This is a genomic window from Massilia sp. CF038 (assembly GCF_900129765.1).
In the GTDB taxonomy this organism is placed as follows: Bacteria; Pseudomonadota; Gammaproteobacteria; order Burkholderiales; family Burkholderiaceae_D; genus Telluria_A.
In genome coordinates, this window is the sequence record NZ_FQWU01000006.1 from 88,403 (window position 1) to 114,680 (window position 26,278).

25 protein-coding genes are annotated in these 26,278 nt (G+C 60.3%); 15 read left to right on the forward strand and 10 right to left on the reverse strand.

Annotated elements, in window-relative coordinates; genetic code table 11:
- Positions 1-9: 9 nt before the first annotated feature.
- Complete coding sequence (locus BUC24_RS24575; RefSeq protein ID WP_073223074.1) at positions 10-921, reverse strand: lipase family alpha/beta hydrolase; 912 nt, start codon at positions 919-921, stop codon at positions 10-12.
- Between the two features lie 297 nt (positions 922-1,218).
- A complete protein-coding gene (locus BUC24_RS24580) occupies positions 1,219-2,127 on the reverse strand; it encodes an esterase/lipase family protein (RefSeq protein ID WP_073223076.1) in 909 nt (302 codons plus the stop codon).
- A gap of 288 nt (positions 2,128-2,415) precedes the next feature.
- Here BUC24_RS24580 and BUC24_RS24585 point away from each other — a divergent pair, with 288 nt between their 5' ends.
- Both BUC24_RS24585 and dinB read left to right on the forward strand, forming a co-directional pair.
- Positions 2,416-3,105, forward strand: a complete 690-nt coding sequence (locus BUC24_RS24585; RefSeq protein WP_229448718.1) for a TetR/AcrR family transcriptional regulator — start codon at positions 2,416-2,418, stop codon at positions 3,103-3,105.
- Positions 3,106-3,191: 86 nt separating this feature from the next.
- Positions 3,192-4,349 carry a DNA polymerase IV gene (gene dinB / locus BUC24_RS24590; RefSeq protein ID WP_073223078.1) on the forward strand — a complete coding sequence of 386 codons (1,158 nt, stop codon included), beginning with the start codon at positions 3,192-3,194 and terminating at the stop codon, positions 4,347-4,349.
- Positions 4,350-4,352: 3 nt separating this feature from the next.
- Here the strand turns inward: dinB and BUC24_RS24595 are convergent, their stop codons facing one another.
- Positions 4,353-5,528 (reverse strand): tetratricopeptide repeat protein, encoded by a 1,176-nt coding sequence (locus BUC24_RS24595; protein ID WP_178372615.1) that lies wholly within the window; start codon positions 5,526-5,528, stop codon positions 4,353-4,355.
- A gap of 100 nt (positions 5,529-5,628) precedes the next feature.
- On the opposite strand from BUC24_RS24595, the gene BUC24_RS24600 reads away from it, so the two are divergent.
- Positions 5,629-6,525: a recombination-associated protein RdgC gene (locus BUC24_RS24600; RefSeq protein WP_073223081.1), complete on the forward strand. Its 897-nt coding sequence runs from the start codon at positions 5,629-5,631 to the stop codon at positions 6,523-6,525.
- Positions 6,526-6,655: 130 nt separating this feature from the next.
- Positions 6,656-8,143 carry a PKD domain-containing protein gene (locus tag BUC24_RS27405; RefSeq protein WP_229448783.1) on the forward strand — a complete coding sequence of 496 codons (1,488 nt, stop codon included), beginning with the start codon at positions 6,656-6,658 and terminating at the stop codon, positions 8,141-8,143.
- Positions 8,144-8,207: 64 nt separating this feature from the next.
- On the opposite strand, the gene BUC24_RS24615 is transcribed toward BUC24_RS27405, so the two are convergent.
- Positions 8,208-8,693: an asparaginase domain-containing protein gene (locus BUC24_RS24615; protein ID WP_073223086.1), complete on the reverse strand. Its 486-nt coding sequence runs from the start codon at positions 8,691-8,693 to the stop codon at positions 8,208-8,210.
- Between the two features lie 170 nt (positions 8,694-8,863).
- Here BUC24_RS24615 and BUC24_RS24620 point away from each other — a divergent pair, with 170 nt between their 5' ends.
- Positions 8,864-9,631: an L-asparaginase gene (locus tag BUC24_RS24620; protein WP_073223088.1), complete on the forward strand. Its 768-nt coding sequence runs from the start codon at positions 8,864-8,866 to the stop codon at positions 9,629-9,631.
- Between the two features lie 128 nt (positions 9,632-9,759).
- Positions 9,760-10,590, forward strand: coding sequence for a hypothetical protein (locus BUC24_RS24625; RefSeq protein WP_073223090.1), 831 nt, complete (start codon positions 9,760-9,762; stop codon positions 10,588-10,590).
- On the opposite strand, the gene BUC24_RS24630 is transcribed toward BUC24_RS24625, so the two are convergent.
- Positions 10,582-11,574, reverse strand: coding sequence for a D-2-hydroxyacid dehydrogenase family protein (locus tag BUC24_RS24630; protein WP_073223092.1), 993 nt, complete (start codon positions 11,572-11,574; stop codon positions 10,582-10,584). The two genes, BUC24_RS24625 and BUC24_RS24630, sit on opposite strands and share 9 nt — an antisense overlap.
- A 330-nt stretch (positions 11,575-11,904) precedes the next feature.
- On the opposite strand from BUC24_RS24630, the gene BUC24_RS24635 reads away from it, so the two are divergent.
- Entirely contained in the window at positions 11,905-13,770 is a 1,866-nt protein-coding gene (locus BUC24_RS24635; protein WP_073223094.1) for a phosphoenolpyruvate carboxykinase (GTP), read from the forward strand.
- A gap of 149 nt (positions 13,771-13,919) precedes the next feature.
- Here BUC24_RS24635 and BUC24_RS24640 read toward each other — a convergent pair whose 3' ends face one another.
- Both BUC24_RS24640 and nhaR read right to left on the reverse strand, forming a co-directional pair.
- The gene (locus BUC24_RS24640) at positions 13,920-15,047 is read right to left on the reverse strand and encodes a hypothetical protein (protein ID WP_073223096.1); all 1,128 of its coding nucleotides are present in this window, start codon (positions 15,045-15,047) and stop codon (positions 13,920-13,922) included.
- Positions 15,048-15,081: 34 nt separating this feature from the next.
- Positions 15,082-16,020: a transcriptional activator NhaR gene (gene nhaR, locus BUC24_RS24645; RefSeq protein WP_073223098.1), complete on the reverse strand. Its 939-nt coding sequence runs from the start codon at positions 16,018-16,020 to the stop codon at positions 15,082-15,084.
- Positions 16,021-16,132: 112 nt separating this feature from the next.
- Between nhaR and BUC24_RS24650 the strand changes: the two genes are divergently transcribed.
- From BUC24_RS24650 to BUC24_RS24660, 3 genes are read left to right on the forward strand one after another with little or no spacing between them, the layout of a single operon-like run.
- Positions 16,133-16,507 carry an HPF/RaiA family ribosome-associated protein gene (locus BUC24_RS24650; protein ID WP_073223100.1) on the forward strand — a complete coding sequence of 125 codons (375 nt, stop codon included), beginning with the start codon at positions 16,133-16,135 and terminating at the stop codon, positions 16,505-16,507.
- Positions 16,508-16,564: 57 nt separating this feature from the next.
- Complete coding sequence (locus tag BUC24_RS24655) at positions 16,565-17,533, forward strand: TerC family protein (RefSeq protein ID WP_073223102.1); 969 nt, start codon at positions 16,565-16,567, stop codon at positions 17,531-17,533.
- Between the two features lie 49 nt (positions 17,534-17,582).
- The gene (locus BUC24_RS24660; protein WP_073223104.1) at positions 17,583-17,993 is read left to right on the forward strand and encodes a tellurite resistance TerB family protein; all 411 of its coding nucleotides are present in this window, start codon (positions 17,583-17,585) and stop codon (positions 17,991-17,993) included.
- Here BUC24_RS24660 and BUC24_RS24665 read toward each other — a convergent pair.
- Positions 17,988-18,599 (reverse strand): hypothetical protein, encoded by a 612-nt coding sequence (locus tag BUC24_RS24665; protein ID WP_143167652.1) that lies wholly within the window; start codon positions 18,597-18,599, stop codon positions 17,988-17,990. The genes BUC24_RS24660 and BUC24_RS24665 overlap by 6 nt on opposite strands.
- Positions 18,600-18,808: 209 nt before the next feature.
- Here BUC24_RS24665 and BUC24_RS24670 point away from each other — a divergent pair, with 209 nt between their 5' ends.
- Positions 18,809-19,351, forward strand: coding sequence for a hypothetical protein (locus BUC24_RS24670; RefSeq protein ID WP_073223108.1), 543 nt, complete (start codon positions 18,809-18,811; stop codon positions 19,349-19,351).
- A 121-nt stretch (positions 19,352-19,472) separates the two neighbouring features.
- On the opposite strand, the gene uvrA is transcribed toward BUC24_RS24670, so the two are convergent.
- Entirely contained in the window at positions 19,473-22,322 is a 2,850-nt protein-coding gene (gene uvrA, locus BUC24_RS24675) for an excinuclease ABC subunit UvrA (protein WP_073223110.1), read from the reverse strand.
- Between the two features lie 329 nt (positions 22,323-22,651).
- On the opposite strand from uvrA, the gene ssb reads away from it, so the two are divergent.
- The 4 genes from ssb (at position 22,652) to BUC24_RS24695 (ending at position 25,389) form a co-directional block, all read left to right on the forward strand.
- A complete protein-coding gene (gene ssb / locus BUC24_RS24680) occupies positions 22,652-23,161 on the forward strand; it encodes a single-stranded DNA-binding protein (protein WP_073223112.1) in 510 nt (169 codons plus the stop codon).
- Positions 23,162-23,297: 136 nt separating this feature from the next.
- On the forward strand, positions 23,298-23,909 hold the full coding sequence (locus BUC24_RS24685) for a 2OG-Fe(II) oxygenase family protein (protein WP_218606542.1): 612 nt from the start codon (positions 23,298-23,300) through the stop codon (positions 23,907-23,909).
- Entirely contained in the window at positions 23,891-24,469 is a 579-nt protein-coding gene (locus tag BUC24_RS24690; protein ID WP_073223116.1) for a hypothetical protein, read from the forward strand. Before BUC24_RS24685 ends, BUC24_RS24690 begins: the two co-directional genes overlap by 19 nt.
- Positions 24,466-25,389 carry a hypothetical protein gene (locus BUC24_RS24695; RefSeq protein ID WP_073223118.1) on the forward strand — a complete coding sequence of 308 codons (924 nt, stop codon included), beginning with the start codon at positions 24,466-24,468 and terminating at the stop codon, positions 25,387-25,389. The genes BUC24_RS24690 and BUC24_RS24695 overlap by 4 nt, the downstream gene beginning before the upstream one ends.
- 43 nt (positions 25,390-25,432) lie before the next feature.
- On the opposite strand, the gene BUC24_RS24700 is transcribed toward BUC24_RS24695, so the two are convergent.
- Complete coding sequence (locus tag BUC24_RS24700) at positions 25,433-26,257, reverse strand: tetratricopeptide repeat protein (protein ID WP_073223120.1); 825 nt, start codon at positions 26,255-26,257, stop codon at positions 25,433-25,435.
- Positions 26,258-26,278 lie beyond the last annotated feature (21 nt).

Sequence of the window (26,278 nt, forward strand, 5' to 3'; positions counted from 1 at the left end):
GGCGCCTCCTTACAGGCCCAGTTGCTGCAGGCGGTTGGCCTGCTGGCGGAACACGGTGACCGGGCTGGTCTCGAACAGGTTGACGATGCCGATCAGCTGGTTGACTTCATCGGCGTGGTTCATGCCGTAGTCGTCGCGGATGGTGCGGCCCAGGTGGCTCTTGCAGCTGGCGACCAGGCCATCGTTCTTTTCGCCGAAGGCCGCGCCAGTCAGCAAGAACACTGGGTCGAGCGCATCAAAAGCATTGGTCCAGGTTTTGCCGCCACTCCAGGAGAAGTAGTGCACACCGTTGACGACATAGGCGCCTTCGCCGCAGGCGCTGGTCGGCAAGCCTTGCGGGTGGGCTGCGTTGAAGGCGGCAGTGCCAGCGGTCGACAGCGATTTCAAGGCGTTCTGGCCGCTTTGCGGCAGGCCCGAGCCGCCCGACAGGAAGGTGATCAGGGAACCGACCGCGTTGGCCAGGGTGCTGGTCACACCTGGCACCAGGCCCAGCGCGATGTCGGCCACCCGCGAGCCTTTGTTCACGCCTGCGACGCTGCTAACCGAGGCCACCAGGTCAGGCCGCACCGAGGCGACGTAACGGCTGGTGGGCCCGCCATGGCTGTGGCCAATCAGATTGACCTTGCCTTTGCCGGTAGCAGCGACAATTTGCTTGACCTGGGTGAGCAGCTGCTCGCCCCGCACTTCGGTGCTGTTGGCGGCCGACACGCTGGTCGTGTAGACGGTGGCGCCACCGCTGCGCAGGGCCGAGGGGATGCCGTAAAAATATTCGACTGGTCCGATTTTGTCGAAACCGAACAGGCCGTGAACCAGCACGATCGGGTACTTGGTCTGCGTATAGCCCAGCGCCCACGATGGGGCAGGCACGGCCATGGCAGCGATCAGAACGACGGGCATGCACTTCCAAAAGCGATTCTTCATTGTGTCTCCGTTATTGGTATTTGAAGTCGACTGCTGGAACTGAAGTTGTGCAATTCAAGTTGCACATTCCTTCCTGTTACCGAGTTCACCAGATGTTTCCGCTCCTGACGGCCCTGGGGATGGATGTTTTTAAATTAGAGCGAGCGCTCGGTTTTTTGAATTTATCACTATCTTTTCGAAATAGCATGACGCGGCGCAATATGCACGGCCGTTCTTTTCTGCCTGGAATTTAAGTGTGGTGTTATTGCGAACAAGCGGCCGGCGCGCGTGCGCATGCCGGCCGGCTTGTCATTTCATTTACAGGCCCAGCTGCTGCAGGCGGTTGGCCTGCTGCCGGAACACGGTGACCGGGCTGGTCTCGAACAGGTTGACGATGCCCACGGTCTGGTTGACTTCATCGAGGTGGTTCATGCCGTAGTCGTCGCGGATCACGCGGCCCAGGTGCGAGCTGCAGCTGGCGACCAGACCGTCGTTCTTTTCGCCCAGCGCCACCCCGGTGGCGAGCAGGAAAGGATCGACCACGTCAAAGGCATTGGTCCAGCTTTTGCCGCCGCTCCACGAGAAGTAGTAAACGCCGTTGACCACGGGTGCGCCTTCACCGCAGGCACTGGTGGGCACGCCTTGCGGATGGCGCGCATTGAAGGCCGCCGTGCCTGCTGTGGTGAGCGACTGCGCTGCCGCCATGCTGTTTTGCGGATACTGCGAGCTGCCCGACAGGAAGCTGATCAAGGAAGCAAGCGCATCTGCCACCCCGGCCGCGCCCGGCGCGACTTTCAGGATGATGTCAGCCACTTTCGATCCCTTGTTCACGCCACCGACCGAGCTGACCGAGGCAATCAGGTCGGGCCGGATCGAGGCGGCATAGCGGATGGTCGGGCCGCCGTGGCTGTGGCCGATCAGATTGACCTTGCCCTTGCCGGTGGCGGCAATGATTTGCTTGACCTGGGTAAGCAGTTGTTCGCCGCGCACTTCGGTGCTGTTGGCGGCCGATACGCTGGTCACGTACACGGCCGCGCCGCCGCTGCGCAGGGCGGAGGGGATGCCGTACCAGTACTCGACCGGGCCGATATTGTCGAATCCGAACAAGCCGTGGACCAGCACGATCGGATAGCGGGTTTGGGTGTAACCCAGGGCCCAGGAAGGGGCGGGCAGGATGAGGCTGGCTGCAAGAACGAGTGACAGGCATTTCCAAAAGCGATTCTTCATCAGTGTCTCCGTAATGGTTGATGGAAGTAAAACGCTGGAACGGAAGTTGGGCGATGCGAGTCGCACAATCCTTCCTGTTGCCGAGCTCACCAGATGTGTTTCGCTCTTGAAGCCCCTGAGAAAAAATAAATAGAGCGAGCGCTCGGTCTGCAGAATCTAGCACTGGCTTATGTAGAAAGCATGACGCGCCGCAATATGTGCGGCTCTTCTTTTCCTCACTGAATTTTTATGTGGTTTTATGGCGATATAATCGTTCTATATACCAACTCTGGTCTGACGCGAGCAAATATGAGCAATGTGGAGTCCGGCCGCTTCGACTTCGAACAATTCCAGCGCATGAGTTCGCTTAACGGCGAGACCATCTGGACCTATCTGGTTGACCGCCACGCCGACCGGATCGGCGTCAAGCGCCGCAAGCCGGCGCTGGAAAACATGGAGCGCATTTTCGGCGCCACCTTCAAGCTGGCCAACGAAGTGGGCTTTCGCGCGATGAGCTTGCGCGACCTGTGCCGCGAGACGGGTTTGTCGATGGGCGGGCTATACGGCTACATCGACAGCAAGGATCAGCTGGCCGAAATGATCGAAGACGTGGTGCGCCATGCCACCTTTGAACTGCCGCGCATGTTTGCCCACCTGAGCGCGCCCCAGGACCGGCTGGAGTCGCTGGTGCGCGGCACCATCTACCTGTCGGAAATCCTGCAGCCCTGGTTCTACTTTGTGTACATGGATTCGCGCGTGCTCAACCACGAGCAGCGCGGCATGGCAAAAAACTCCGAATTGTCGGTGCAAACCACCATCGCCGGCATCCTCGATGAACTCACGCCTGCGCCACCGGGCAACACCACCTTGCTGGCAGCCCACATCGTGGCCACCTTCCAGGACTGGTACATCAAGCGCTGGAAATACCGCGCAGCCAAGGTGCATGTGGATGATTTTGCCGACAGCGTGGTGTTGCTGACGCGCAGCCATCTGCGCTGAGCGCCAGGCAGACGCGGCGCAAAACTTGCAACATTTGCCGTTGTGGTGAATACTGTATGCAATTACAGTGTTATTGAACCTGACCCGTGACCGCCCCAGCCCAACGCCAGATTGCCCACCTCGACATGGATGCGTTCTACGCCTCGGTGGAGTTGCTCAAGTATCCGGAACTGCGCGGCCAGGCCGTGGTCATCGGCGGTGGCCGCGACCAGCACCCGGTCGAGCAAGTCGACGGAACCCGCCGCTTCGCCCGCCTGCGCGACTACGTCGGGCGCGGGGTGGTCACCACCTCCACCTACGAAGCGCGCGCGCTGGGGATTTACTCTGCAATGGGGATCATGAAGGTCGCCAAGCTGGGCCCGGATGCGATCCTCCTGCCTACCGACTTTGATTCCTACCGCAAGTTTTCCAGCATGTTCAAGGAAGCGGTGGCGGGCATCGCTCCCATCATTGAAAACGTCGGCATCGATGAGATCTACATCGACCTGACCGAATTTGGCGCCAGGGCTGCCGCGGTGGCGCGCCAGATCAAGGAGGCAGTCACGGCCGCAACGGGACTGTCGTGCTCGATCGGCCTGGCGCCCAACAAGCTGCTGGCCAAGATTTGCTCGGATCTGGAAAAGCCGAACGGTCTGACCATTTTGCGGGAAGAAGACATTGCTACCCGTGTCTGGCCGCTGCCTGTGCAAAAAATTAATGGTGTCGGTCCCAAGGCAAAAGAAAAGCTCAACAACATCGGCATCGTCACCATTGGCGACCTGGCCCGCACGGATGCATCGGTGCTGCGCCCGCATTTTGGCGAACTCAATACCTCGTGGCTGTGTCGGGTGGCGCAGGGCGCGGACGACCGGCCCGTGCGCACCAGTTCCGAGACCAAGTCCGTCAGCCGCGAAGTGACGTTTGAACGCGACCTGCAAGTGGTGGCGGACCGGCCGGTACTGTCGGCCAAGATTGAAGCCTTATGCGGGCGCGTGGCAGACGACCTCAAAAAACATGACCTCGCGGGTAAGACCGTCGGCATCAAACTCAAGTTCGAAGATTTTTCAACGGTGACGCGTGACATTACCTTGCCGAAAAATACGGCAGATCCGCTGACCATCCTGAAAGCGGCGCGCGACTGTCTCAAGCGCGTGCCATTCGAAAAGAAGATCCGCCTGCTGGGCGTGCGGATCTCGACGCTGTCGGCCATGTCGGCAGCTGGCGCCAGCGACAGCGCGCAAGCCGAGCTGTTTCCGTTTGCCTGAGCTTTACAGGCCGATATGGAAGGCGTCGATGAAGTGCTTCAGCCCCCCCGGCTCGGCTTTTTTCCAAGCCTCAAATTCGGCGCGGTAGGATTCCTGATAGTGGAGTGCAAACACCGCCGCCTTCAGCTGGCCAGCCTGATGAAAGCGCAGCAGATCTTTTAAACTTTGACTCACGAGTTTGTCGCGGGCGCCGGACTGGATGATCGCCTCGGCAGTTTTTTTCCAGCGTGCCACCTCTGCCGCAGCCGGCAAGGCGGTGTCGCCCACATGCTTGCCATTCGCGCTGGCGTAGGCAAGCCAGGCCGCGTTGTCAGCCTTCCCTGGAACTGGCAGCGTCGCTGGACGCCACGAAAAGTATCCCAAGCGCTGGCCGTCTCTAGTGGCAAGAAGACGAAGGCGTGCCCAGCTTGTTTTCGCGCTGGGCAGTGCTGCCAGGGCGGACAGCGCTGCAACTTGCGCCTCATCGAACCGTTCCTGCCGGATCAGCGCATCGGCTAAAAAGCGCCAGCCTGCACCCGACTGAGGGTCAAGCGTGACAGCCCGGCGCAATGCCGTTTCGGCACGAGGGAAATCCTCGCGTTGGAGGTGAAAATTCCCGATAGACAGTAATGGCGCCGGATAGCTTGGATCCAGCTGGACTGCCAGTTCATATTTTTGCAGCGCTTGGTCATAGGCCTTCTGCTGAAGCAACAGATTACCTTCGGCAAGGGCTTGTTCAGCAGCCGCTGTTCCTGTCATTGCAGGCTGATCGTCATTGTTGCCCAATGAGCGCAGCAGCGCCTGCGCGACCGCGTCATGCCGGTCAATCGCCAGCGCGCTGCGGGCAAGCGTCAGGGCTTTCTCGCGGACCTGAGGATGCTCCGGAAACGAACTGGTGTCCAACAAGTCGGCAAGGATCAGCGCGGCTGCGGAGTTTGCCTGCGAGGACTTCGGGTCAGCACGCGCGGCCTGCTCGTATTGCAGGAGCGCGCCGAATGTATCGTTGTTGGATTCCAGACGCTGTGCTTCATGGATGAAGGCTTGTGCCTTGGGATCCGTCGAGTCGTTGTCGGCCATCGCTGGCAGTACCTGGGTCAATGCTGCGAGCAGCAACATGGAGCGCATCAGCATAGCGGCCATTTCTCCATAGAAAACCACATCATGCCATGGGACATTAGATTGTTGAGAAAATGTCAGCACCGCCGCGCCACAGTGGGAGCAAGTCCTCAGCCTGTTGGCATACCTGAGCGTGTAAAATATCGTTCCTTCGGAAATTTTGACTGAAACAAGGCAAACGCACATGTGGTTCAAGAATCTTCAGATTTATCGCCTGCCCGCTCCCTGGGCCTACACCCCTGAGCAGCTGGAAGCGGCGCTCGCACCACAGAGTTTCGTGCCTGCCACCAGCAATGAATTGCTGCGCCAGGGCTGGGATACCCCGCGTCCGAATGGCGGTCTGGTCCACGTGGTCAACAAACAGATGCTGATTCTGCTGGGCACCGAAAAGAAGCTGCTGCCTGGTTCGGTTATCAATCAGGTGGCCAAGGCCAAGGCAGCCGAGCTGGAAGAAGCGCAAGGTTTCGCTCCCGGCAAAAAAGCCATGAAAGAATTGAAAGAGCGCGTGGCCGACGAATTGCTGCCACGTGCGTTCAGCATCCGCAGCAACGTCTGGACCTGGATCGATCCGGTCAACGGCTGGCTGGTGGTCGATGCGGCCAGCCCGTCCAAGGCGGACGATGTGGTCAAGCTGCTGCTCAAGGCAGTCGACCGCATGCCGCTGGAAAGCCTGCGCGTGCAACGCTCGCCCGTTGCGGTAATGACCGCCTGGCTGGAAACCGATGAAGCGCCGGTCGGCTTTACGGTCGATCAGGATACCGAACTGCGCGCCACCGGCGAAAGCAAGGCGGCTGTGCGTTACGTGAAGCACGCGCTGGAAGCGGACGACATCCGCCGCCATATCGCTGCAGGCAAGCAATGCACCCGTCTGGCCATGACTTGGAACGACAAGATTTCCTTCGTGCTCACGGAGTCGCTGGCGATCAAGGGCATCAAGCCACTCGATGTGATCAAGGAAAATGATGCCAGCACCCGCAACGACGAAGAGCGTTTCGACAATGACATGATGCTGATGACGGGCGAACTGGCAAAAATGATGGCCGACATCGTGGAAGCCCTGGGCGGAGAAGCCAAAGCCTGATAAATGAAGTGGTGTGAAAAAGACAAAACCGGGCAATTGTGCGCCCGGTTTTTTTTTGCCGTGTGATTATTGATCTTGCATAAGTAATAATGTATATTGCAAGAAATCTCACCATGCAAAAAGGATAATCATGACTATAAATACACTGTTTTCGCGCGCAGGCCTGCTGCCCCGCGTGACGCTGCTATCCTGCGTGCTGCTGGCCGGCTGCGGCGGCGGTGGTGGTGGCGGCAATTCCTCGCCCACGCCGACCCCGGCCCCAACGCCGACGCCCACGCCAACCCCGACACCCACGCCGACCCCGACCCCAACGCCGACCCCAACGCCGATTCCACCCGTCGGTCCGCAGCCACCGGTTGCCCTGGTGTCGTTCACGGGCGATGCGAATGTGGGCGCGGACAGCGTCGATGCCAGCACGATTATCGGTGGCCAACTGACTCTGGATGGGGGCGTGAGCACGGACCCTGAAGGCGGTCCGCTGACGTATGCATGGACCATCGCCAACAAACCGGTGAGCAGCACGTTGACGCTGAGCAGTTCCACTGCAGCGGCGCAAACAATCGCCCCCGACGTCCCCGGTACCTACGAACTGAATCTGGTGGTCAAGGACAACCAGGGGCTGACGGCGGCGAAAAAGAGTACGGTACTGGTCAAAACCAGCGCACCGTTGCCGACCAGCTTTGTACCGCTGGCAACCCGATACAGCAAGTCGCTGAACAAGCTCGTCACGATTTCAAGCGCGCCCGCAGCGCTGACGATTATGGATCCGCAGTCAGGTGCGGTGAAGAAGACCGCGTTGCCTGTGCTGGTCAACTTCGCGCTGGAATTGAGCCCGGACGGCAAGCTGGCCATGGTGCTGCAGCAAGGCAGTGTCAGCCTGTATGACGTGGCCACTGGCGCCCTGATCAGGACCACGCCGGTGCCCACGCTGCATAATGCCGCGTTTGTTCTGGATAGTGGCCTGACGTATGTGATCGGCGGCCGCGCCGTCGATCCTTTGCTGCCGCCTGTCACCGTGATCAACGCCCGTACCGGCGCCAACCTGACCGCCACACTGGGCATGGACGATCTCTCGGTCGTCACGGGTGACCGCGGCATTTATTCCGCCCTGAAGAACCGCGTGTACCACTTTGACGCGGGCGCCAACCAGGTGGTCAAGTACTTCGATATCTCGCCAACCACGGGCAAAGTCTCCGGCGCAGGGCAAGTCTTCTATGGGCCGACCGGCCAGATTTCACCGGCCTTCTTCCTGGCCCAGAATGACGAAGTCCTGCTGGGCAGGAACCGCGACTACCTGTTCACCAGTCCAACGCCGAGCTACGCCGGCACCTGGAACGCGGGTGGTCCTACCGCGCTGCAATGGGCCAGCACTTCGCCAGTCAACGGGGAAACCGTGATGCTGACCATTTCGGGCGGCTTGCTGCGCCAGTCCTACAGCAGCTTTACCACGGTGAACATGGTCTACGGTCAGGACGTCGCGCTGCCGCTGGTGAACGGTCAGCCAGCCTACGGCGTCGGGGTGTTCCATACCACGGCCGGCAAGCAAATCTTTGTGCTGCAAACCGGAACGGCCGTGCCAAACAACGCCGCTGCCCAAGCGCACGTTGTGATTCGTTAAGCGCAGTTGGCGAAAAGCCGGCGTGCCCCGCAAGGGCCGCCGGCTTTTTTTTCGTCTGCGCGGATTACAAGGGCTGGAACACGCCTGCTGCGCGGTTCTTGGTCACGTTATCCCAGGCAAAAACCTGGCCGTTCATGGCCACGTAGACGCCGGCCGGCAGGGTTTGTGCGGCGGCGCTGGCAAAGCCCAGATTGAACAGCGCGTCGGAGTTGGCGATCGAATACGGAATCATGGCGCCTGTGAAAACGATCGTTTTGCCCAGCGCCTGGGCGCCCAGAACCGCGGCGGTCTCCTTCATCGTATCGGTCCCGTGCACAATGACGATGGCTTTCTCGGCCGCGCCCTGGCACGAAGTGAGTACACGCTCACGGTCCGCATCCTGCATGTCCAGCGAATCGAGCAGGGGGAGAATTTCGAGTTGCACGGGGATGGTCATGCGGCTGCGCGCGATCACTTCCGGCAAGTGGCTGTCGGCAAAACCCAGTGTGCCGTTCAGTTCGTTGTAATGTTTGTCGAAAGTGCCGCCGGTGGCGATGATGCGCAAGCTCATAATGTTCTGGAGATTCTGTGGAAAAAGGTGCCTAATGATACCGGTTAGCATCGCCCGTGTCGAAACGCGCAAACATCGCAGCTGAGCTAAAATCAAGCGCACCGTCAAACCCTCATGCCTCTGACAGCCGTTACGACGGCGCCGATTTCAACCACGCCCATCTCCTCCCCATGAAAGCCGTTGCCCCAGGTACCGTTATTTTCCATCGCCATCGCGGGTATGGCGTCATCACGCATGTCAACCTGCTCACGGGCTGGATTTCCGCCCGCTTCGGCAGCGAAGCGCGCACTCTGGACCTGAATCTGTCGCAAGACGAAGTCCAGCATGCCGACGGTGAAGCGATCCTGTTCCGCCACGCGCCACCAGACCGGATGCCGCACGCGCGTCTGATGGCCATGGTGCGCGCACTGCATCAGGCCGGCTATGAGAAGCTGTATCTGTATTCCTGGCCCAAGCCATCCGGTCTGCACTGGCGTTGGCATTTGTTTACCGGCCAGCGCAACTGGATGCAGCGACCCTGGCGCGAAGGCTGGTATGGTTCGGGAGCCGAGTACAACAGCAATCCGGTGATGGGATGGGGCGATTCTCCTGGCGCCAGCACCGACGAGCTGATCCATGCGCTGGCCAAATTTGATCCCCAGGGCCTGGCCCAGGCGCTGGGGCGCGACGAAGACCACCGCAACTGGTTCGAAGGCGTATGCCAGGCGCTGCTGCCGGGCTATATGTACAGTCTGGACATGGAGCGCGCCGCCGCCGGCGGTTTGCGCGACGCGCCGCCCGTGCCAGTGATTGCCGTGCGTGCGGGTTTACCGGCTTATCAAGGTCCTCCTATCGGCTGGCCGCCAGGCTGGGCTGGTCTGTGGACTGGCGCGCATGTGCTGCCGGCGCCGCCGATTCGGGTTCTTGGCGAAACAAGCTTGCGGGAAACATCCGATTAGCGCCGCCTGTCGCAGTATCCCAACAGCATAGTCTTCTGACATTTTCGTACTTACGAGAAAATGTTATTATCGTTTTCTCAATGTCGCCCTATTCTCCGGGCACAAGTAATCGATCACAAGGCTTGCCAATGTCCACGTCCAACTCGCTCATGCCGCCCGCGTCCCGGGGTACGGACTTGCTCGACGTCTTCCCGCGCCGGCGTATTCACATCTATTTTGGCGGCACCGTCGACAACACCCTGACCATGTTTGCCATGGCGCTTGTCTTCGGCGTGCTGGTGCTGCTGTCCATGGGCTTGAGCTTGCCGGACATTGCGCGCGATGCCGCCATGAAGCGGGAAGGCAAATCCGTGGTGGAAGAAAACGCCGAAATCGACGGCGCCTGCCGGCGTATGAAGTTCATCTTCGTCGATTGCGAAGCCAAGATCACCTATCGTCCAGATCCCGCGGTCGACCAGCTGGCCACGGTCGAGCAGAGCTACCTCTTCCTTGGCACCAGCTACGAGACCACCGTGGACGTCCTGCGCAGCACGGTTCGCCCGGAACGCGTCACCACCACGCTGGGCACCGCCCATATCGGCAACCGCATCTTTACCTTGCTGGTGCTGTGCGCAGTGCTCGGTGCCCTGTCCTGCTTGTGTGCCCGGATGGGCTGGCGCAGTAAGCAGCGTGTGCGCCTGGAAGGCAAGAAGATGGAACTGCGGCCCCTGATCGTGACGGTGCGCGATATCGACCGTCACAACAATGTACGCTTCGAAAGCACAGTCGACGGCGTACAAGTGAAGAGCAGCAACCGGCTGCGGGTCGGCGACCAGCCTCTGTACCTGCCCGGCACGCCAGGGCTGGCGCTGGCAGTCGCAGTGCCCGATTCGCCCTTGCTGATCCTGATCGATCACGATCTGACCGTGCTTGCCTTTACCGAGCAGGAACGGGCGCAGATCCGCGCCGCGCTAGCGTGAGTCGAGCGCGGCCGGATTAAGGATATTGCTCGGCGTGCCCTTCGCAAACTGCACGATGTTCTCGAACGCCGCCTTGAAATACATTTCGTAGCTATCCTTTTCAACGTAGCCCAGGTGCGGCGTGGCCAGCACGGTCGGAATGCGCAATAGCGGCGCGTCCGCTGCCAGCGGCTCGCTGGTGAACACATCGAGCGCTGCCTGGCCTGGCCGGCCCAGGTGTAATGCCGCTTCCAGCGCCCCCTCTGCCACCAGTTCGGCGCGGCTGATATTGACCAGCAAGGCCGTCGGTTTCATGCGCGCCAGATCGTCGGCCTGCACAATGGCGCGCGTGGCCTCGACCAGCCGCAGGTGCAGGCTGAGTACATCTGCACGCGCAAAAAAATCGGCGCGCGACGGTGCTGCTTCAAAGCCGTCGGCCTGGGCGGCAGCGCGGCTGGCGTCGCCGCCCCAGACCAGTACCTGCATGCCAAAGGCCTTGCCGTAACCGGCTACCAGCCGGCCAATCTTCCCGTAGCCCCAGATCGCCAGCGTTTTGCCGCGCAGCACAGTACCAAGGCCGTTCAAGGCGGGATTGATGGAGGCGGTCTGCCACAGTCCATCTTTCAGGTTGTTCGCATAGGGCACGATTTTCCGCGACGCCGCCATGATCAGCGCCCAGGCCAGTTCCGCCGGGGCCACAGGCGAACCCACCACTTCGGCAATTGCGATGCCATGCTCGGTGGCAGCCGCCACATCCACATGGCCGCTGACCTTGCCGGTCTGCGAGATGAGCTTCAGATTGGGCAATTTGCTCAGCAGCGCGCGTGACAGCGTGGTCCGTTCACGGATCAATACCAGGGCCTCAAACGGAGCCAGACGGATGGCCAGCTGGCCGGCGCCGCGGGCTGAATTGTTGAAGATTTTCACGTCGTGGCCGGCCAAAAGTTCGATGCAATCCAGATTCCGGACTGCATCTTGAAAGTCATCAAGTATGGCTATTTTCATGGAAGTTGAGCGAAGTTAGATAAAAATTCGTAGGACAATAACGGGATCTGGTGATTTCGGAATAGCCTACTACGTCACTCAACTATTCTTACTACATTTTCGTTTAAATCGGCTATTGGCAGGTGTACAATCGGGCCAAAATTAAGGCGCCGACCCGTCGGTTCCAGCAGGACCGTTCCACCAACCCCTCTACCTTCGCCGGGGTTGTCGACAAGACCGCCGTATCGCCGAACCATCCCCTGGATTGGATTTCCGAGCGCAAGCCACAAGCTGACGACGATCCTGCCGTGCCGGAACAAGAAAAGAATTCTTATTGGCATTGGAGGTAGTATGAATCAGCCCGTTATGGGTGGCGTAGCAACATTGAACGCCCCAGCTTACATCAAACATCAAAAGCTCATCAATTGGGTCAGCGAAATTGCTGCCCTGACGAAGCCGGCCCGCATCTACTGGTGCGACGGCTCGCAGGAAGAGTACGATCGCCTGTGTGGCGAGATGGTCGCCGCTGGCACCATGAAAAAACTGAACCCGGCCAAGCGTCCGGGGTCTTACCTGGCATGCTCGGACCCGACCGACGTCGCCCGCGTGGAAGACCGCACTTACATCTGCTCCGAAACCAAAGAGCAGGCCGGGCCAACCAACAACTGGATGGCCCCGGTTGAAATGCGCAATACCCTCAACGAACTGTTCGACGGCTGCATGGCTGGCCGCACCCTGTACGTGGTGCCGTTCTCGATGGGCCCGCTTGGTTCGCCGATCGCCCATATCGGCGTGGAACTGTCCGATTCGCCTTACGTTGCCGTCAACATGCGCATCATGACGCGCATGGGCAAAGCTGTGTACGACGTGCTGGGCACCGACGGCGAGTTCGTGCCTTGCGTGCACACCGTGGGCGCGCCACTGGCCGCTGGTCAAAAAGACGTGGCCTGGCCGTGCAACAAAACCAAATACATCGTGCACTATCCTGAGACGCGCGAAATCTGGTCCTTCGGTTCCGGCTACGGCGGCAATGCGCTGCTGGGCAAGAAGTGCTTCGCGTTGCGCATTGCTTCCAACATGGGCTTCCAGGAAGCCCAGGCAGGCGGCACAGGCTGGCTGGCAGAACACATGCTGATCCTGGGCGTTGAATCGCCTGAAGGCAAAAAGCACTACGTGGCAGCGGCCTTCCCTTCGGCTTGCGGCAAGACCAACTTCGCCATGCTGATTCCGCCAGCAAGCTTCAACGGCTGGAAAGTCACCACCATCGGCGACGATATCGCCTGGATCAAACCAGGTGCCGATGGCCGCCTGTACGCCATCAATCCCGAAGCCGGCTACTTTGGCGTGGCACCGGGCACCAACACCAAGACCAATTCGAACTGCATGGCCTCGATGGATGCCAACACCATCTTCACCAACGTCGCGCTGACCGACGATGGCGATGTCTGGTGGGAAGGCCTGACCAAAGAGGCCCCGGCGCACCTGATCGACTGGCAGGGCAATGACTGGACCCCGGAATCGGGCGTCAAGGCAGCGCATCCGAATGCCCGCTTTACCGTTGCGGCAACCCAGAATCCGGTGCTTGACCCAGCCTGGGACGATCCTGCCGGCGTGCCGATCTCGGCTTTCATCTTCGGTGGCCGCCGGTCGACCACGGTGCCGCTGGTGACCGAAGCGCGCAACTGGAACGAAGGCGTCTACATGGCCGCGACCATGGGCTCCGAAACCACCGCGGCCGCTGCCGGCCAGATGGGCATCGTGCGCCGTGATCCATTCGCCATGCTGCCTTTCATCGGCTACAACATGGCTGACTACTTCCAGCACTGGCTGGACATGGGCAAGAAAATCGGCAGCAAGAACGCCGCAGCCCTGCCGAAGATTTACTGCGTCAACTGGTTCCGTACCGATGAAGCAGGCAAGTTCGTCTGGCCTGGCTTTGGCGACAATATGCGCGTCCTGAAGTGGATGCTCGAGCGCATCGAAGGCAGCGCTGGCGGCACCGAAAACGTGTTCGGCACCACCCCGAACTTTGCTGACCTGAACTGGGACGGCCTGGAATTCACCGAGCAGCAGTTCAACACGATCACCTCGATCGACACCGCTGCCTGGAAAGAAGAACTCAAGCTGCACGATGAGTTGTTCGAGAAGCTGGCTTATCACCTGCCACAAGAACTGGTCACGACCAAGACCGATCTGGAAAAACGCCTCGCGTCATAAGCGCATCGCGGGAAATGAAAACGGCACCTTCAGGTGCCGTTTTTTTTTGCCCTGCACTTCGTCCTCGCGGAGGCGGGGACCCATAGCGTGCTGAACAACTTCGGCAGCGTGCTATGGGTCCCCGCCTTCGCGAGGACGATGTGGTGGTGTTACTCGCCGAGCCAGTCACGCCACCCGCTCGCACTGCCCCCATCCTGCGTCAGGCGCAAGCGCCAGCATGCCGGCCCGCTTGCCTGGTCAAACTGCATCTCCAGCACCGGTGTTTCGTGCAGCGTATCTTCCAGCTCCAGCATGGCAGCGTAGCCGCGCACCAGGCGGCGGTCCGGTGCCACCCCCAACTTGGGACAGCCGGTGAAAATGATGTCCTTGTCCGGACCCGTCTCCGACGCGCCAAACGCGGGCGCAGCCGCACATACACTGGAGCGGTACTGGTAGGGCAAAAATACTTTCGGCTGGGCGCCAGTACGGCCCAGATCGCTGCCAAAGAATTGTTGGCGCGTATAAAACGACAGCAGGTGGCGATACGGCTCGCGCGCGGCCGGGATGGCGTACTGCACGGGCTGGACGATGGCCGCGTAGCGCGCGCTGCAGCTGGCAGCGGTGGCCACCGGCAGCAGCTTGCGTACCGCCTGACCCTGGGGCTGTATGCTGAATTTGTCGCTGTCGGACAAGGCCAGCTTTGGCCCCACGCTCACTTCGGCGGTATCGTCTTCCATGTCGTCGTCTTCTTCGACATTCTCAAATTCGTACACATGGCCGGCGATAAAGCCGCCGGCTGGCGCAACGCGGAACAGCCCGGCTGAATCGTCGACGGCATGGCTGATGTCGCGCAGGCCGTATTTTTCGGCCAGGATCCGCATGTCTTCGCGTGGCGCCACATCATCGCCAAAGGCACCCTTGCGCATCAGATAGTAGGTGATGTCAGGCTCGCCCAGCTGGTCACCGGGATCGAGATGCTTGAGCATCACCTTCAGGTTGCGGTTGGCAGTGACGTCGCGGATGGTGAAATCCTTGGCCTTGAGCTTGGGCGGCACCTCCAGCAGGATCTGGTTGCCTTTCTGGTCGCGCCGATGGGTCTTGAGCGCGGGCTTTTTCCAGAACAGCACGCCCAGCGCGTTTTCAGGCAGGGCGATCTTGCCGTCAGCCGTCAGGTGCAGAAAGCCGCTGCTGTCCTTCTGCGGGGCAGGACAGTCGCAGGCGGCCATCGCCCGCGCCTGCAGCAGCACGGCCAGCGTGGCTGCGAGACACCAGCGAAGCGTCGTTGTGGCAATCGGCATGCAGGTTCCGTAGAGCGATGGACAAGTGACGATTTTACAGTGCTTGAGGCTGCTGCGGGGTGTCTCCGGCGCCTGAAACGAACAGCCCATGGCGCGCATTGCGGCTGATTGCGAGCGTGGCAGGATGGCTGAGGCGGCGTTCGCTGGTAATGGCATACACCTGCTCGCTCAGCGCATCGACCTGACCGAGCGGCACCACATGGTATTGCTCGCACACCTGGCTGGCGATCACGGTGGGCGCGAAAAAGACGCCGGCGCCGGACTGGCCAAAGGCTTTCATCATCGCGCTGTCGTCGAATTCACCCACGATACGCGGGTGCAAGCCCTGACTGCCCAGCCACTGCAGCAGCCTGTGATGAATGGCAAAGTCTTCGCCAGGCAGTAACAGCGGCACGCCGTTCAGGCAGCCAGGAAACGGCCCGCGCATGGTCGCCGCCAGCGCTGCTGTGCCAAACAGGGTCATTTTGCTTTCGCCCAGCAAATGGTTGTAACCACGCACGCTCAGGTGCGATGGCATGGGCCGGTCGGCAATGATCAGGTCGAGCCGGTGCACGGCCAGGTCGGCCAGCAGGCTGGCCAGGCGGCCTTCGCGGCAGATCAGGCGCAGCGGCTCCTCCAGCCCGAGTGCCGGCTGCACCAGACGGCACGCGATCAGCTTGGAGACGGAATCGCTGCACCCCACCCGGAACGCCTGCGCCGTCATCAGCGATTGATCGCGCACGACTTCCAGCAGCTCGTCGCCAGTGCTGAAAATGTCTTCGGCGTAGCGCAGGATGCGGCGCCCGGTGTCGGTGAGCTCCAGGTTGCGGCCAACGCGCCGGAACAGTTCCACGCCAAGCGTGTCGGCAAATTCCGTCAGTTGCCCCGAAATGGATTGCGGCGTCAGATGCAGCTGCTCGGCTGCACGCGCGATGCTGCCGGTCTTGGCCACCATCCAGAAATAGCGCAGATGCTTGAAGTTAAGCGAAGACATGGTTTTCTTTATACATCGGTTTTTTCGATTGATGTGGAAAGTATATTCGATTTGTACGATGTATTGTGCGGGCCTAAGATGGTCCCTGTCATCACACATCAAGGAGGACATCATGCATATCAGTATCCAGGCAAATGGTTTTGCATTGACCGACGCCCTGCGCGCTCACGTCGAGCGCCGCATGGCAAGCGCGCTCGGCTGGACCGGGGCGCGGCTGCGCAAGCTGGCCGTCTCGCTGTCCGACATCAACGGTCCGCGCGGTGGGCGTGACAAGCGCTGCAAGGTGCAGGTCCGTCTGGCGGGCGGCGCCGACGTGGTGATCGAAGATACCGAAACCGATTTGTACGCCGCAATTGACCGCGCCGCGAACCGAGTCGACCGTGCAGTACTCAGACGCATGGAGCGTCAGCGTGCCTTTGCGCCGCAGGCGCAGGCAACTGGCGTGGCGGATGCCACCGATGGCGGCGCCGACGAGCCGGCACGCTGATCAAGGATGCCGGGGCCATCGTGGCCCCGGCTCCGTGTTGATTTCAGGAGAAATGGAATGAATGGATTGGAAAGTATCGCAAGCGCGCCCATGTGGGCCGGCTTCGTCGCCTTCGTGCTGCTGATGCTGGCCCTGGATTTGTTTGTCTTCGGCGGCAACAAGGCGCACAAGGTCAGCGTCAAGGAAGCCGGCCTGTGGTCGCTCGTGTGGGTGAGCCTGGCGCTGCTGTTCAATGGCGCCCTGTGGTGGTATTTGAAGGGCACGGTGGGGTCCGACATTGCCGATCAAAAAGCGCTTGAATTCTTTTCCGGCTATCTGATCGAGAAGACGCTGTCGATCGATAACGTGTTCGTATTCTTGCTCATCTTCAGCGCCTTCCAGGTGCCCGCCCAGTACCAGCGGCGCGTGTTGATCTACGGCGTGCTGGGCGCGATTGTGATGCGGGCGATCATGATTTTGGCGGGTGCCTGGGTGGTGAGCGAGTTCAGCTGGGTACTGTACATTTTTGGCGCCTTCCTGCTGGTGACCGGTATCCGCATGCTGGTGGCGGCCGACGCCGAGCCGGACGTGACCAACAATGCCGTGCTGCGCTTTGCGCGCCGTCACCTGCGGGTGGCCGAGGGCGACCATGGCGAGCGTTTCACGATCATGCGCGATGGCGTGCGTTACGTGACGCCGCTGTTCCTGGTGCTGATCCTGATCGAGGTGACGGACCTGGTGTTTGCGGTGGATTCGATTCCCGCCATCTTCGCCATCACGACCGATCCGTTCATCGTGTTCACGTCGAATCTGTTCGCGATACTCGGCCTGCGTGCGCTGTACTTCCTGCTGGTGGACATGGCCGACCGCTTCCACCTGCTCAAGTACGGTCTGGCGATGGTGCTGACGTTTATCGGTGTGAAGATGCTCATCATGCCGTGGTACCACGTGCCAATTCAGGCGTCGCTGACCGTGGTCGCGGTGCTTATTGCGGCAAGCTGCCTGGCCAGTGCGTTCATCGCGCCTGGCGGCAAGAATGAGAAGTAAAGCCAACCATCCGACCTGGCCCGTCTTTTTCTGAAAATGGAGTAAAGCAATGCGTAACTACCCGATTGATTCTGCCCAGGCTGCTGGCCGACTGCTGGCACTGTCCATGGTGGTCGATGGCAACCTTGCCCACAGCGAACTGACTGCACTGAGCCGCAGCCGCATCCTGCAGTACATCGACCTTGAGCAAGATGCGTTTCAACAGCTATTGCAGGAGCTGTGCGATGACTTGCTCACCTCGGCCACATACGGCATGGTGCAGGTCGAGCGGACGGCGATTGATGCCATGCTGGGAGAAATCGTCCAGCCTGATCTGCGCCGTCGTCTGCTGCAGGCCATGTGGAACATCGCCGATGCGGACGGCTGGCTGGCCGATGGCGAAGCGGTGCTGCTGGGGCGGGCGAGCAGTCTGTGGTCGGCCGAGAGCAACTTTATCGACCGACCGGTGCGCCTGTCATAAGAGAGTGATGCGCTTGCCGTGTCCGCTGTCGTCGAGCAGGGAAATGCCGTCGGCATGTTCGAGGAAGCGGTAATCGTTGTGCGGCAAGCCGCCCCGGTATAAAAGCTTGCCCTTGGCAGTAAAAATGGCGAACCAGAGCGGTTCGCCGCTCTCGCTTCTGGTACTCACCAGCAAGAAGCGCTTGTCGCCCACATTCAGCTGGGCCATTTCCAGTTTGCGCCCGGGATGGGCGCCGGCAAATTCGAACGGCACGGCTTCTTCCGCCATCACATTGCCATCGAAAATCACGAGCAGACGGTCCGGCACCGACGGCGGCTGATACGGCGCGGCCGCTTCCGGATCGCGATTCGGGGCGTGGTACAGCAGTTCGAATGCTCCGGCGCGCCCGCGTACACCGTCCGCTGCACTGGCATGGCGCACAAAGGTGGACAAACCATATTGCGGTGCGCTGGCGAGAAGATTGTTGCCACCGACATTGAGCGCCGACGATGTCACGCCCTCGCCCAGCGTTTCAGGGTAGCCCTTGGTTTCGCGCGGGCCGGTAGGCCAGGAAAAAGCGCAGGCCGCCACGATGGCCAGCATGATAGCGATCAGATAACGAGCCACGGCTGCAAATTCCCGAGTTGATGTGCTAACAAGTATGTTCAACTGTCCTGTCGGGGGCGAGTCGCAATTCAAAAGTACCGCGACACGCTCCCTCAAGGCGCATCGGCAGGGACCTTGGGCCACACGTTCTGGCGGAAGTGACAAAGCGTGTACCTGTTTCGCCACAGTCGTGGCAAGATGTGGTCTAAATGTTGAACTGTGTAAATAGCATGAAAAAAGTATTGCTTGCATTAGCGTTCGGGGCCTGTGCGCAGGCTGCCGCTGCGGCGGTCGACAAGACCAGTGACGATATCAAGGAAGGTGTCGCTGACGTCGTCAAGCGCTACGCCAACGCGATCGCCTGCCCCGGCGTGCGCGTGCGTCCTGCCGACGTGCTCACGCTGGTGCCCTACAAGCGCGGCGAGCGCCAGCAGGCGCGCTATGCCGTGCTGTGGACCGGGGATCCGGGCTGTATCGCCGGGCCGGGCGACGAGGCTACCTATATTGCCATTGCCACCATCAGCGGCGGGCGCTTTGTGGTTGATCCAAAGCTGTCGTCACCGCTGGTGCAGTTTGAAAGCCCGGTGCGCTTTGTGCGGCGGGTGGTGGAATACACGGAAGACACGCTGGTTTTGCAGGGCAATATTTACGGCCCGCAGGATGCGCATAACAAGCCAAGCATTCCGGTGCGGTTTACCTTGCAGCTCGATGACAGCGGGCACTGGAAGATGGTGGAGAAGCGGGTGCTGCCGATTGGGACTGCGGGGGGGTAGATAACTCACAGGTGGTATAGGCCCCCGCCTTCGCGAGGGCGATGTAGTTGCTACATCGCCCTCGCGCAGGCGGCGGTGCGACGCCTCGCGGCCCATGGCACATTAGCGCCGCCAGTAAACATCACCCCTTCAACAACGGCCCCAAATACTTCCCGGTCACACTGGCCGGATTCTTGGCCACATCCTCCGGCGTACCCGCAGCAATAATCTGCCCACCACCGGCCCCACCCTCGGGCCCCAGGTCCACAATCCAGTCCGCCGTTTTGATCACATCGAGATTGTGCTCGATGATGGCCAGCGTATTACCCTGGTCGCGCAGGCGGTGAATCACCTTCAGCAGCAGGTCGATGTCATGGAAGTGCAGCCCCGTGGTCGGCTCGTCCAGGATGTACAGCGTACGTCCCGTATCGCGCTTGGACAGCTCCAGCGACAGCTTCACCCGCTGCGCCTCGCCACCTGACAGCGTGGTCGCACTTTGCCCCAGCTTGATGTAACCCAGGCCCACATCGAGCAGCGTTTGCAGCTTGCGCGCGATGACCGGCACCGGCTTGAAGAATTCGTGCGCGTCTTCTACCGTCATGTCCAGCACCTGGGTGATGTTCTTGCCCTTGTACTGCACTTCCAGCGTTTCGCGGTTGTAGCGCTTGCCGTGGCAGACATCGCACGGCACATACACGTCCGGCAGGAAGTGCATCTCGACCTTGATCACGCCGTCGCCCTGGCACGCCTCGCAGCGCCCACCCTTGACGTTGAACGAGAAGCGCCCCGCGCTGTAACCGCGTTCCTTGGCCGCCGGCACACCCGAGAACAGGTCGCGGATCGGCGTGAACAGGCCGGTGTAGGTCGCCGGATTGGAGCGCGGTGTGCGCCCGATCGGCGCCTGGTCGACCGAGATCACCTTGTCAAAGTGTTCCAGACCGCTGATCGAATCGTGCGGCGCGGGTTCGGTTTGCGAGCCATACAGATGGCGCGACAATGCCGGATACAGCGTGTCGTTCACCAGCGACGACTTGCCCGAACCCGACACCCCGGTAATGCAGGTGAGCAGACCCACCGGCAGCTTGAGCGTGACCTTCTTCAGGTTGTTGCCAGTCGCCCCGGCAATCACCAGCTGACGGTTCGGGTCCGACACCTGGCGCTTCTTGGGCACCGCGATCTTCAGCGTGCCGTTCAAGTATTTGGCAGTCAGGGACTTCTTGTTCTTCAGGATATCCTTGAGCGTGCCCTCGGCGATGATCTCGCCGCCATGCACGCCCGCACCAACGCCCATGTCGACCACATAGTCGGCCGTGCGGATCGCGTCTTCGTCATGCTCGACCACGAGCACGCTGTTGCCGATGTCGCGCAGATGCTTGAGCGTTTCGATCAGGCGGTCGTTGTCGCGCTGGTGCAGCCCGATTGACGGTTCATCGAGCACGTACATCACGCCAGTCAGCCCCGAACCAATTTGCGAAGCCAGACGAATGCGCTGCGCCTCGCCGCCCGAGAGCGTATCTGCGCTGCGGTCCAGGGACAGGTAGTCCAGCCCCACATTGTTGAGGAACTTCAGGCGCGAGATGATTTCCTTGATCACGCGATCGGCAATGTCCTTCTTGGCGCCCTTGAGCGTGAGCTTTTCAAAGAACTCGAGACAGTCACGCAAGGGCTTGCGTGCCACTTCATAAATGGCGCGCTGCTGCTTGCCGGTGCCGACCTTGACGTAGCGTGCTTCCACCCGCAGACGCGCGCCATCGCAGGAAGGGCACTGCTTCTCGTTGATGAACTTGGCCAGTTCTTCCTTGACCGCCATCGAATCGGTTTCGCGATAGCGGCGCGACAGATTGGTGATCACGCCTTCGAAGGTATGCTCGCGGATCACGGTGCGGCCACGCTCGTTCACATAGGTGAACGGGATCGAGGTTTTGCCGGAACCGTACAGCACCGCCTTCTGCGCATCTTCGCTCAGTTTTTCGAACGGCGCATCGATATCGAATTCGTAAAATGCGGCCAGGTTCGACAGCATCTGGAAGTAGAACTGGTTGCGCCGGTCCCAGCCCTTGACGGCGCCCGACGCCAGCGACAGGTTGGGGAAGGCGACGATGCGGCGCGGGTCGAAGAACTCGATATGGCCCAGGCCATCGCACTCGGGGCAGGCGCCCATCGGATTATTAAACGAGAACAGGCGCGGCTCGAGTTCCTGAAGCGAATAGCCGCAAGTGGTGCAGGCGAATTTGTTCGAGTAGACATGCTCGGCGCCGCTATCCATCTCGAGCACCACTGCGCGGCCATCGGCCAGGCGCAGTGCCGTTTCGAAGCTTTCGGCCACGCGCTGCTTGATCTCGGCGTTGACCTTGACGCGGTCGATGACAACGTCGATCGTGTGCTTCTCGGTTTTCTTCAGCTTGGGCAGGTCGTCGATTTCGTAGATCTTGGCGGCGTGGGTGCCGCTCTGGATCCGAAAGCGCACAAAGCCCTGGGCCTGCATGCCTTCGAACAGGTCCGAGTGCTCGCCCTTGCGGTTGGCCACCACGGGCGCCAGGATCATGAGCTTGGTCTCTTCCGGCATCGCCAGCACAGCGTCGACCATCTGCGACACGGTTTGCGCGGCCAGCGGATTTTCCGGATGGTCGGGGCAGTAAGGCGTACCCACGCGCGCATACAGCAGGCGCAGGTAATCATGAATTTCGGTGACGGTGCCGACGGTGGAACGTGGGTTGTGCGAGGTGGCCTTCTGCTCGATCGAGATGGCCGGCGACAGGCCCTCGATCAGATCGACGTCGGGCTTTTCCATCAGCTGCAGGAACTGGCGCGCATAGGCCGACAGCGATTCCACATAGCGGCGCTGGCCTTCGGCGTACAGGGTGTCAAAGGCGAGCGACGACTTGCCCGAGCCGGACAGGCCGGTAATCACAATCAGCTTGTTGCGCGGCAGATCGAGATTGATGTTCTTGAGGTTGTGCGTACGTGCGCCGCGAATGCGGATCTGTTCCATGTGTTGTGCCTTAAACGGGTCAGCCTGTAACTATAGCCGTGTTTCGATAGCGACGTCGGCCACTACCAGGGTCGTGGCATCTTGATATCGCTCAAAGAAGAGATGCGAATGAATACTGTATATAATACCAGTATTCATGCTCCAGGCAAACGGATGACGAGTGCACATCATCGCCCTCGCGCAGGCGGGGGCCCATAGCACGTGGTCGAAGTCAAAAACGGTTGCCCTTTGCGATAAAACCGCCTCGTAGTCCGAACGAGTGACATATAATCGTCGTTTGGTAAAAACATCGTGCCGCAGTGCTCGCTGCGGTTCTACAGGAGTAATACATGGCATCAGTCAATAAAGTCATCATCGTCGGCAACCTGGGCCGTGACCCGGAAATTCGCTACATGCCGAGCGGTGACGCTATCGCCAACATCGCCGTCGCGACCTCGTACAAATCGAAGGACCGCAACACCGGCGAGCAAAAAGAGCTGACCGAATGGCACCGCATTTCCTTCTTCGGCCGCCTGGCTGAAATCGTTGGCCAGTACCTGAAAAAAGGTTCGTCGGTCTACGTCGAAGGCCGCCTGCAAACCCGTAAATACACGGACAAGGACGGCGTCGAGAAATACGCAACCGACATCATCGCCGAGCAGATGCAAATGCTGGGTGGCCGTCAAGGCATGGGCGGCGACGCCGGCGGCGGCATGGACGACAGCGGCTACGATGCCCCGCCGCAGCGTCAGCAGCAACAGCAGCAGGCCCCGCGCCAGGCGCCAGCGGCCCCGGCGCCGCGTCCGGCACCACGTCCGGCACCCAACTTCTCGGACATGGACGACGACATTCCGTTCTGAATCCTGCCGTACCGCTTGCAAACAAACCCTGGTGTGCCTTTGGCCGCCGGGGTTTTTTTGATGCTGCAATGTGAATGGGGGTAGCGCTGTTCGAACGCGCACCAAGACCACCGATTCCATTTTCAGCGAGAGCAATATGCATCAAACAGACAGCACTTCCCCAGCAATGCACCTGACCCGCTTTGGCGCGGGCATCTTCACCATTCACGATTTTTTGAGCGCGCAAGAATGCGCGGGATTGATCGCACAAAGCGAACAGATCGGTTTCACGGAAGCGGTGATCAGCACCGACGAAGGTGACCGCATCCTCAAGGACGCTCGCAATAATGACCGTATTCTGCATGACGATGCAGATCTGGCCAAGCGCCTGTTCACGCGCGCCCTGCCTTGCCTGCCGCCCGACCTGGACCGCTGGTACCCAAGCGGTTTCAATCCGCGTTTCCGGTTCTATCGCTACACGAACGAGCAGTTCTTCAAATGGCATCAGGATGGGACATATCGCCCGTCAGAGCAGGAAGAAAGTATGCTGACGTTCATCATTTACCTGAATGCAGACTACGAGGGTGGCGCGACGGAATTTGGCTGGGAATCCATTCGCCCGCAGACTGGTATGGCGCTGGTCTTCCCGCACCGTTTGCGGCATCAGGGAGCGCGCGTGCTGGCAGGAACCAAATATGTGCTGCGAACGGACGTGATGTATCGTAACGCAGCGGATCAGACGGGAACCCCATGCATGAAATTCATTTAACGACGGCGAACATCGCGAGCGCAGAATGGCCGGCCTTTGAACAGTTTGCCACTGACGTTGGCGCCAAAATCCTGGTGATCGAACTCGCGCGCGGAAACTATCCGCTGCAGCCGATGCTGACTCTGGCGCATGACGGGGATGTCGACGCGGCCCTCGTGTTTGCACATGGTTTGGCGCAGCAGTGCAGCAAGCATTACCCGGTCGTGCGCTGCAAGATTGAACAGGCGCTTGTTGTGGCCGATACGGATGCCTCGACGCGCCCGCCGCTCTATTTTGAATGGCACGGGCGTGTGCCAATTGCGCCATCCACGCGTCCACAGCTGTCTGAGCTGAGCCAGCGCTTTGGCGGCCACTTATCGAACAATGTACAGCGTGGCAGCGACAACTGTTTTGTCACGCTGCGTGAAACCGGCGCCTTCGCCGCGTTGGCGGCGCGCGTCGATGCGTTGTGCGCAGCCCTGAGCTTGCAAGGGTGGGCACCAGGCAAACAACAGTGGGAGCGCGTCGTGTACGATAGTAATCTTTCTTTGGATACCGGCTGGCTGGAGTCCGTGCAATGAAAATCAGTGAAGCAGACATCGCTGCATTTGCCGAGCGAACGGGTGTTGCGCGCACGGACGTTCTCCGCATTGCGGTGGAGGAGGCCTTCCTGCGGCGCGCGGCTGTGGTCAATGGTCCTTTCATGCTGAAAGGCAGCTACGTCACGCGCCAGCAGCTCGCTGAAGGCTGGCGCCGCATGCCTGGAGATCTTGATTGGGTCGGCCTGGGTCCGCTTGATGCCTTGGCGCTCACACAGTGGGTGACCGCGGTCACCGAGACCGAGCTGGACGATGGTGTCCGCTTCCGCAGCTTTTCCGAGAACGCCTTTTGGCGCAGTATCGATTATGCGATGGACGATGATTTTCCGACCGTGAACACGGACCTGGTCGCCTGGGTCGGCGAACAGCTGCACGAGATCAATGGGATGGACGTCAGCTTCGGTCTGACCTTGCAACCGCCGCCGCGTCCCCTTGCCTATCAGCCTGCCTTTGGTCCTTCCTTTGTGCTGCCGTCGAGCTGTGCGCTGGAACTGCAGCTGGCGTGGAAACTGCACCAGTGTCTGGTGCGGCCACGCTTCAAGGACATGCTGGACCTGATGTTGGTGTTACGCGAAAACGAGGTTCAGTCAGTGCTCATCTGGAATGCGATGGAAGATGAGTGCCGGGATGGGACACCGATTGCACGTTTCAACTGGCTGCTTGACTGCACCATTGGCCAGCATCCGCACTGGCGCAGTATCGGGAGGGGAGCGCACTCGGCTGCCGAATACTTCTGGATATGGCGCAACTCCCCCAAGGGCAAAGGCGACAATTATCATGCAGAGCTGGTCCTGTCGGATATCTTTATCGACAGCGGCAATGTGCCATCGACCTTCGATGGCTTTCTGGCAGAACTGGCTGCGCTGTTAAAACGCGCTGGATTCCTGACCGTGCGAGCTTAGCCTCGAGCCTGCAACTGGCCAGATTGTTCCGGCATGAAAAGGTTCAGTGCTCGGCTTGCAAAGCCAGCAGTTCAGTTCGTAACTGATTCATGGCTGGCGTTTCACGCCTTGCTTGCGGGATCTGGTCGATCGACGCCAGGCCCGCTTGCACCGCTTCGCGCGCTGTCCCCTGGCGCTCGGCAGCGATTAATATTCTTGCCTTGCGCAGGTAGAGTTCCGGCAGTCCCTGGCCTTGCACAATCATGGCGTCCAGCCGTTGCAGGGCGTCGTCCCAGGCGCTCGATGCGACGTTCAGGCTGATGGCCTTGTTTTGCAGCACAGTCAGCCTTCCCAGTTTTTGCATGCCTTCATCCAGACTACGAAGCGCTTCGGCAGTCGCGCCTGCTTTGCCCTGTGCCTCGGCAAGGTGCAAGAAATGTTCAGGCGTGGGCTCCGCAGCCTGGTCCACAGCGATGCGGAACGCTTTCTCGGCGGCGCGGTACTGATCCTGCGCCAGCAAAACTTGCCCGTACAAGCTTTGACCTCGCACGATGGCGCCAGGTTCACCATGCAGCATCGATAAGAACTTCTCAGCGTGCCGCTGCGCATCGGGGAATCGCTTCTGATTGAAAGCCTGTTCGGCCAGGTAATAGTAGGCCGACCGCTCCTGCGGATTGCGCTTCAGCGCAGAAAGGAAATCCTGCGTTGCCGCCTTGTTGTTGCCATGTTCAAGTTGCAGCCGCCCACGCTGGACCAGCAGCGGCGCACTTTGGCCTTCGCGCCGCATCGTCGCATTCAGATCGCGGATTTGATCGTGCAGGGCGCCATGGGCCAACGCCGGCCCAGTGCACAACAGCAAAGCCAATAATAGGCGGTTCAACTGCATCATGCGATCCTCTCCATGAAAGCG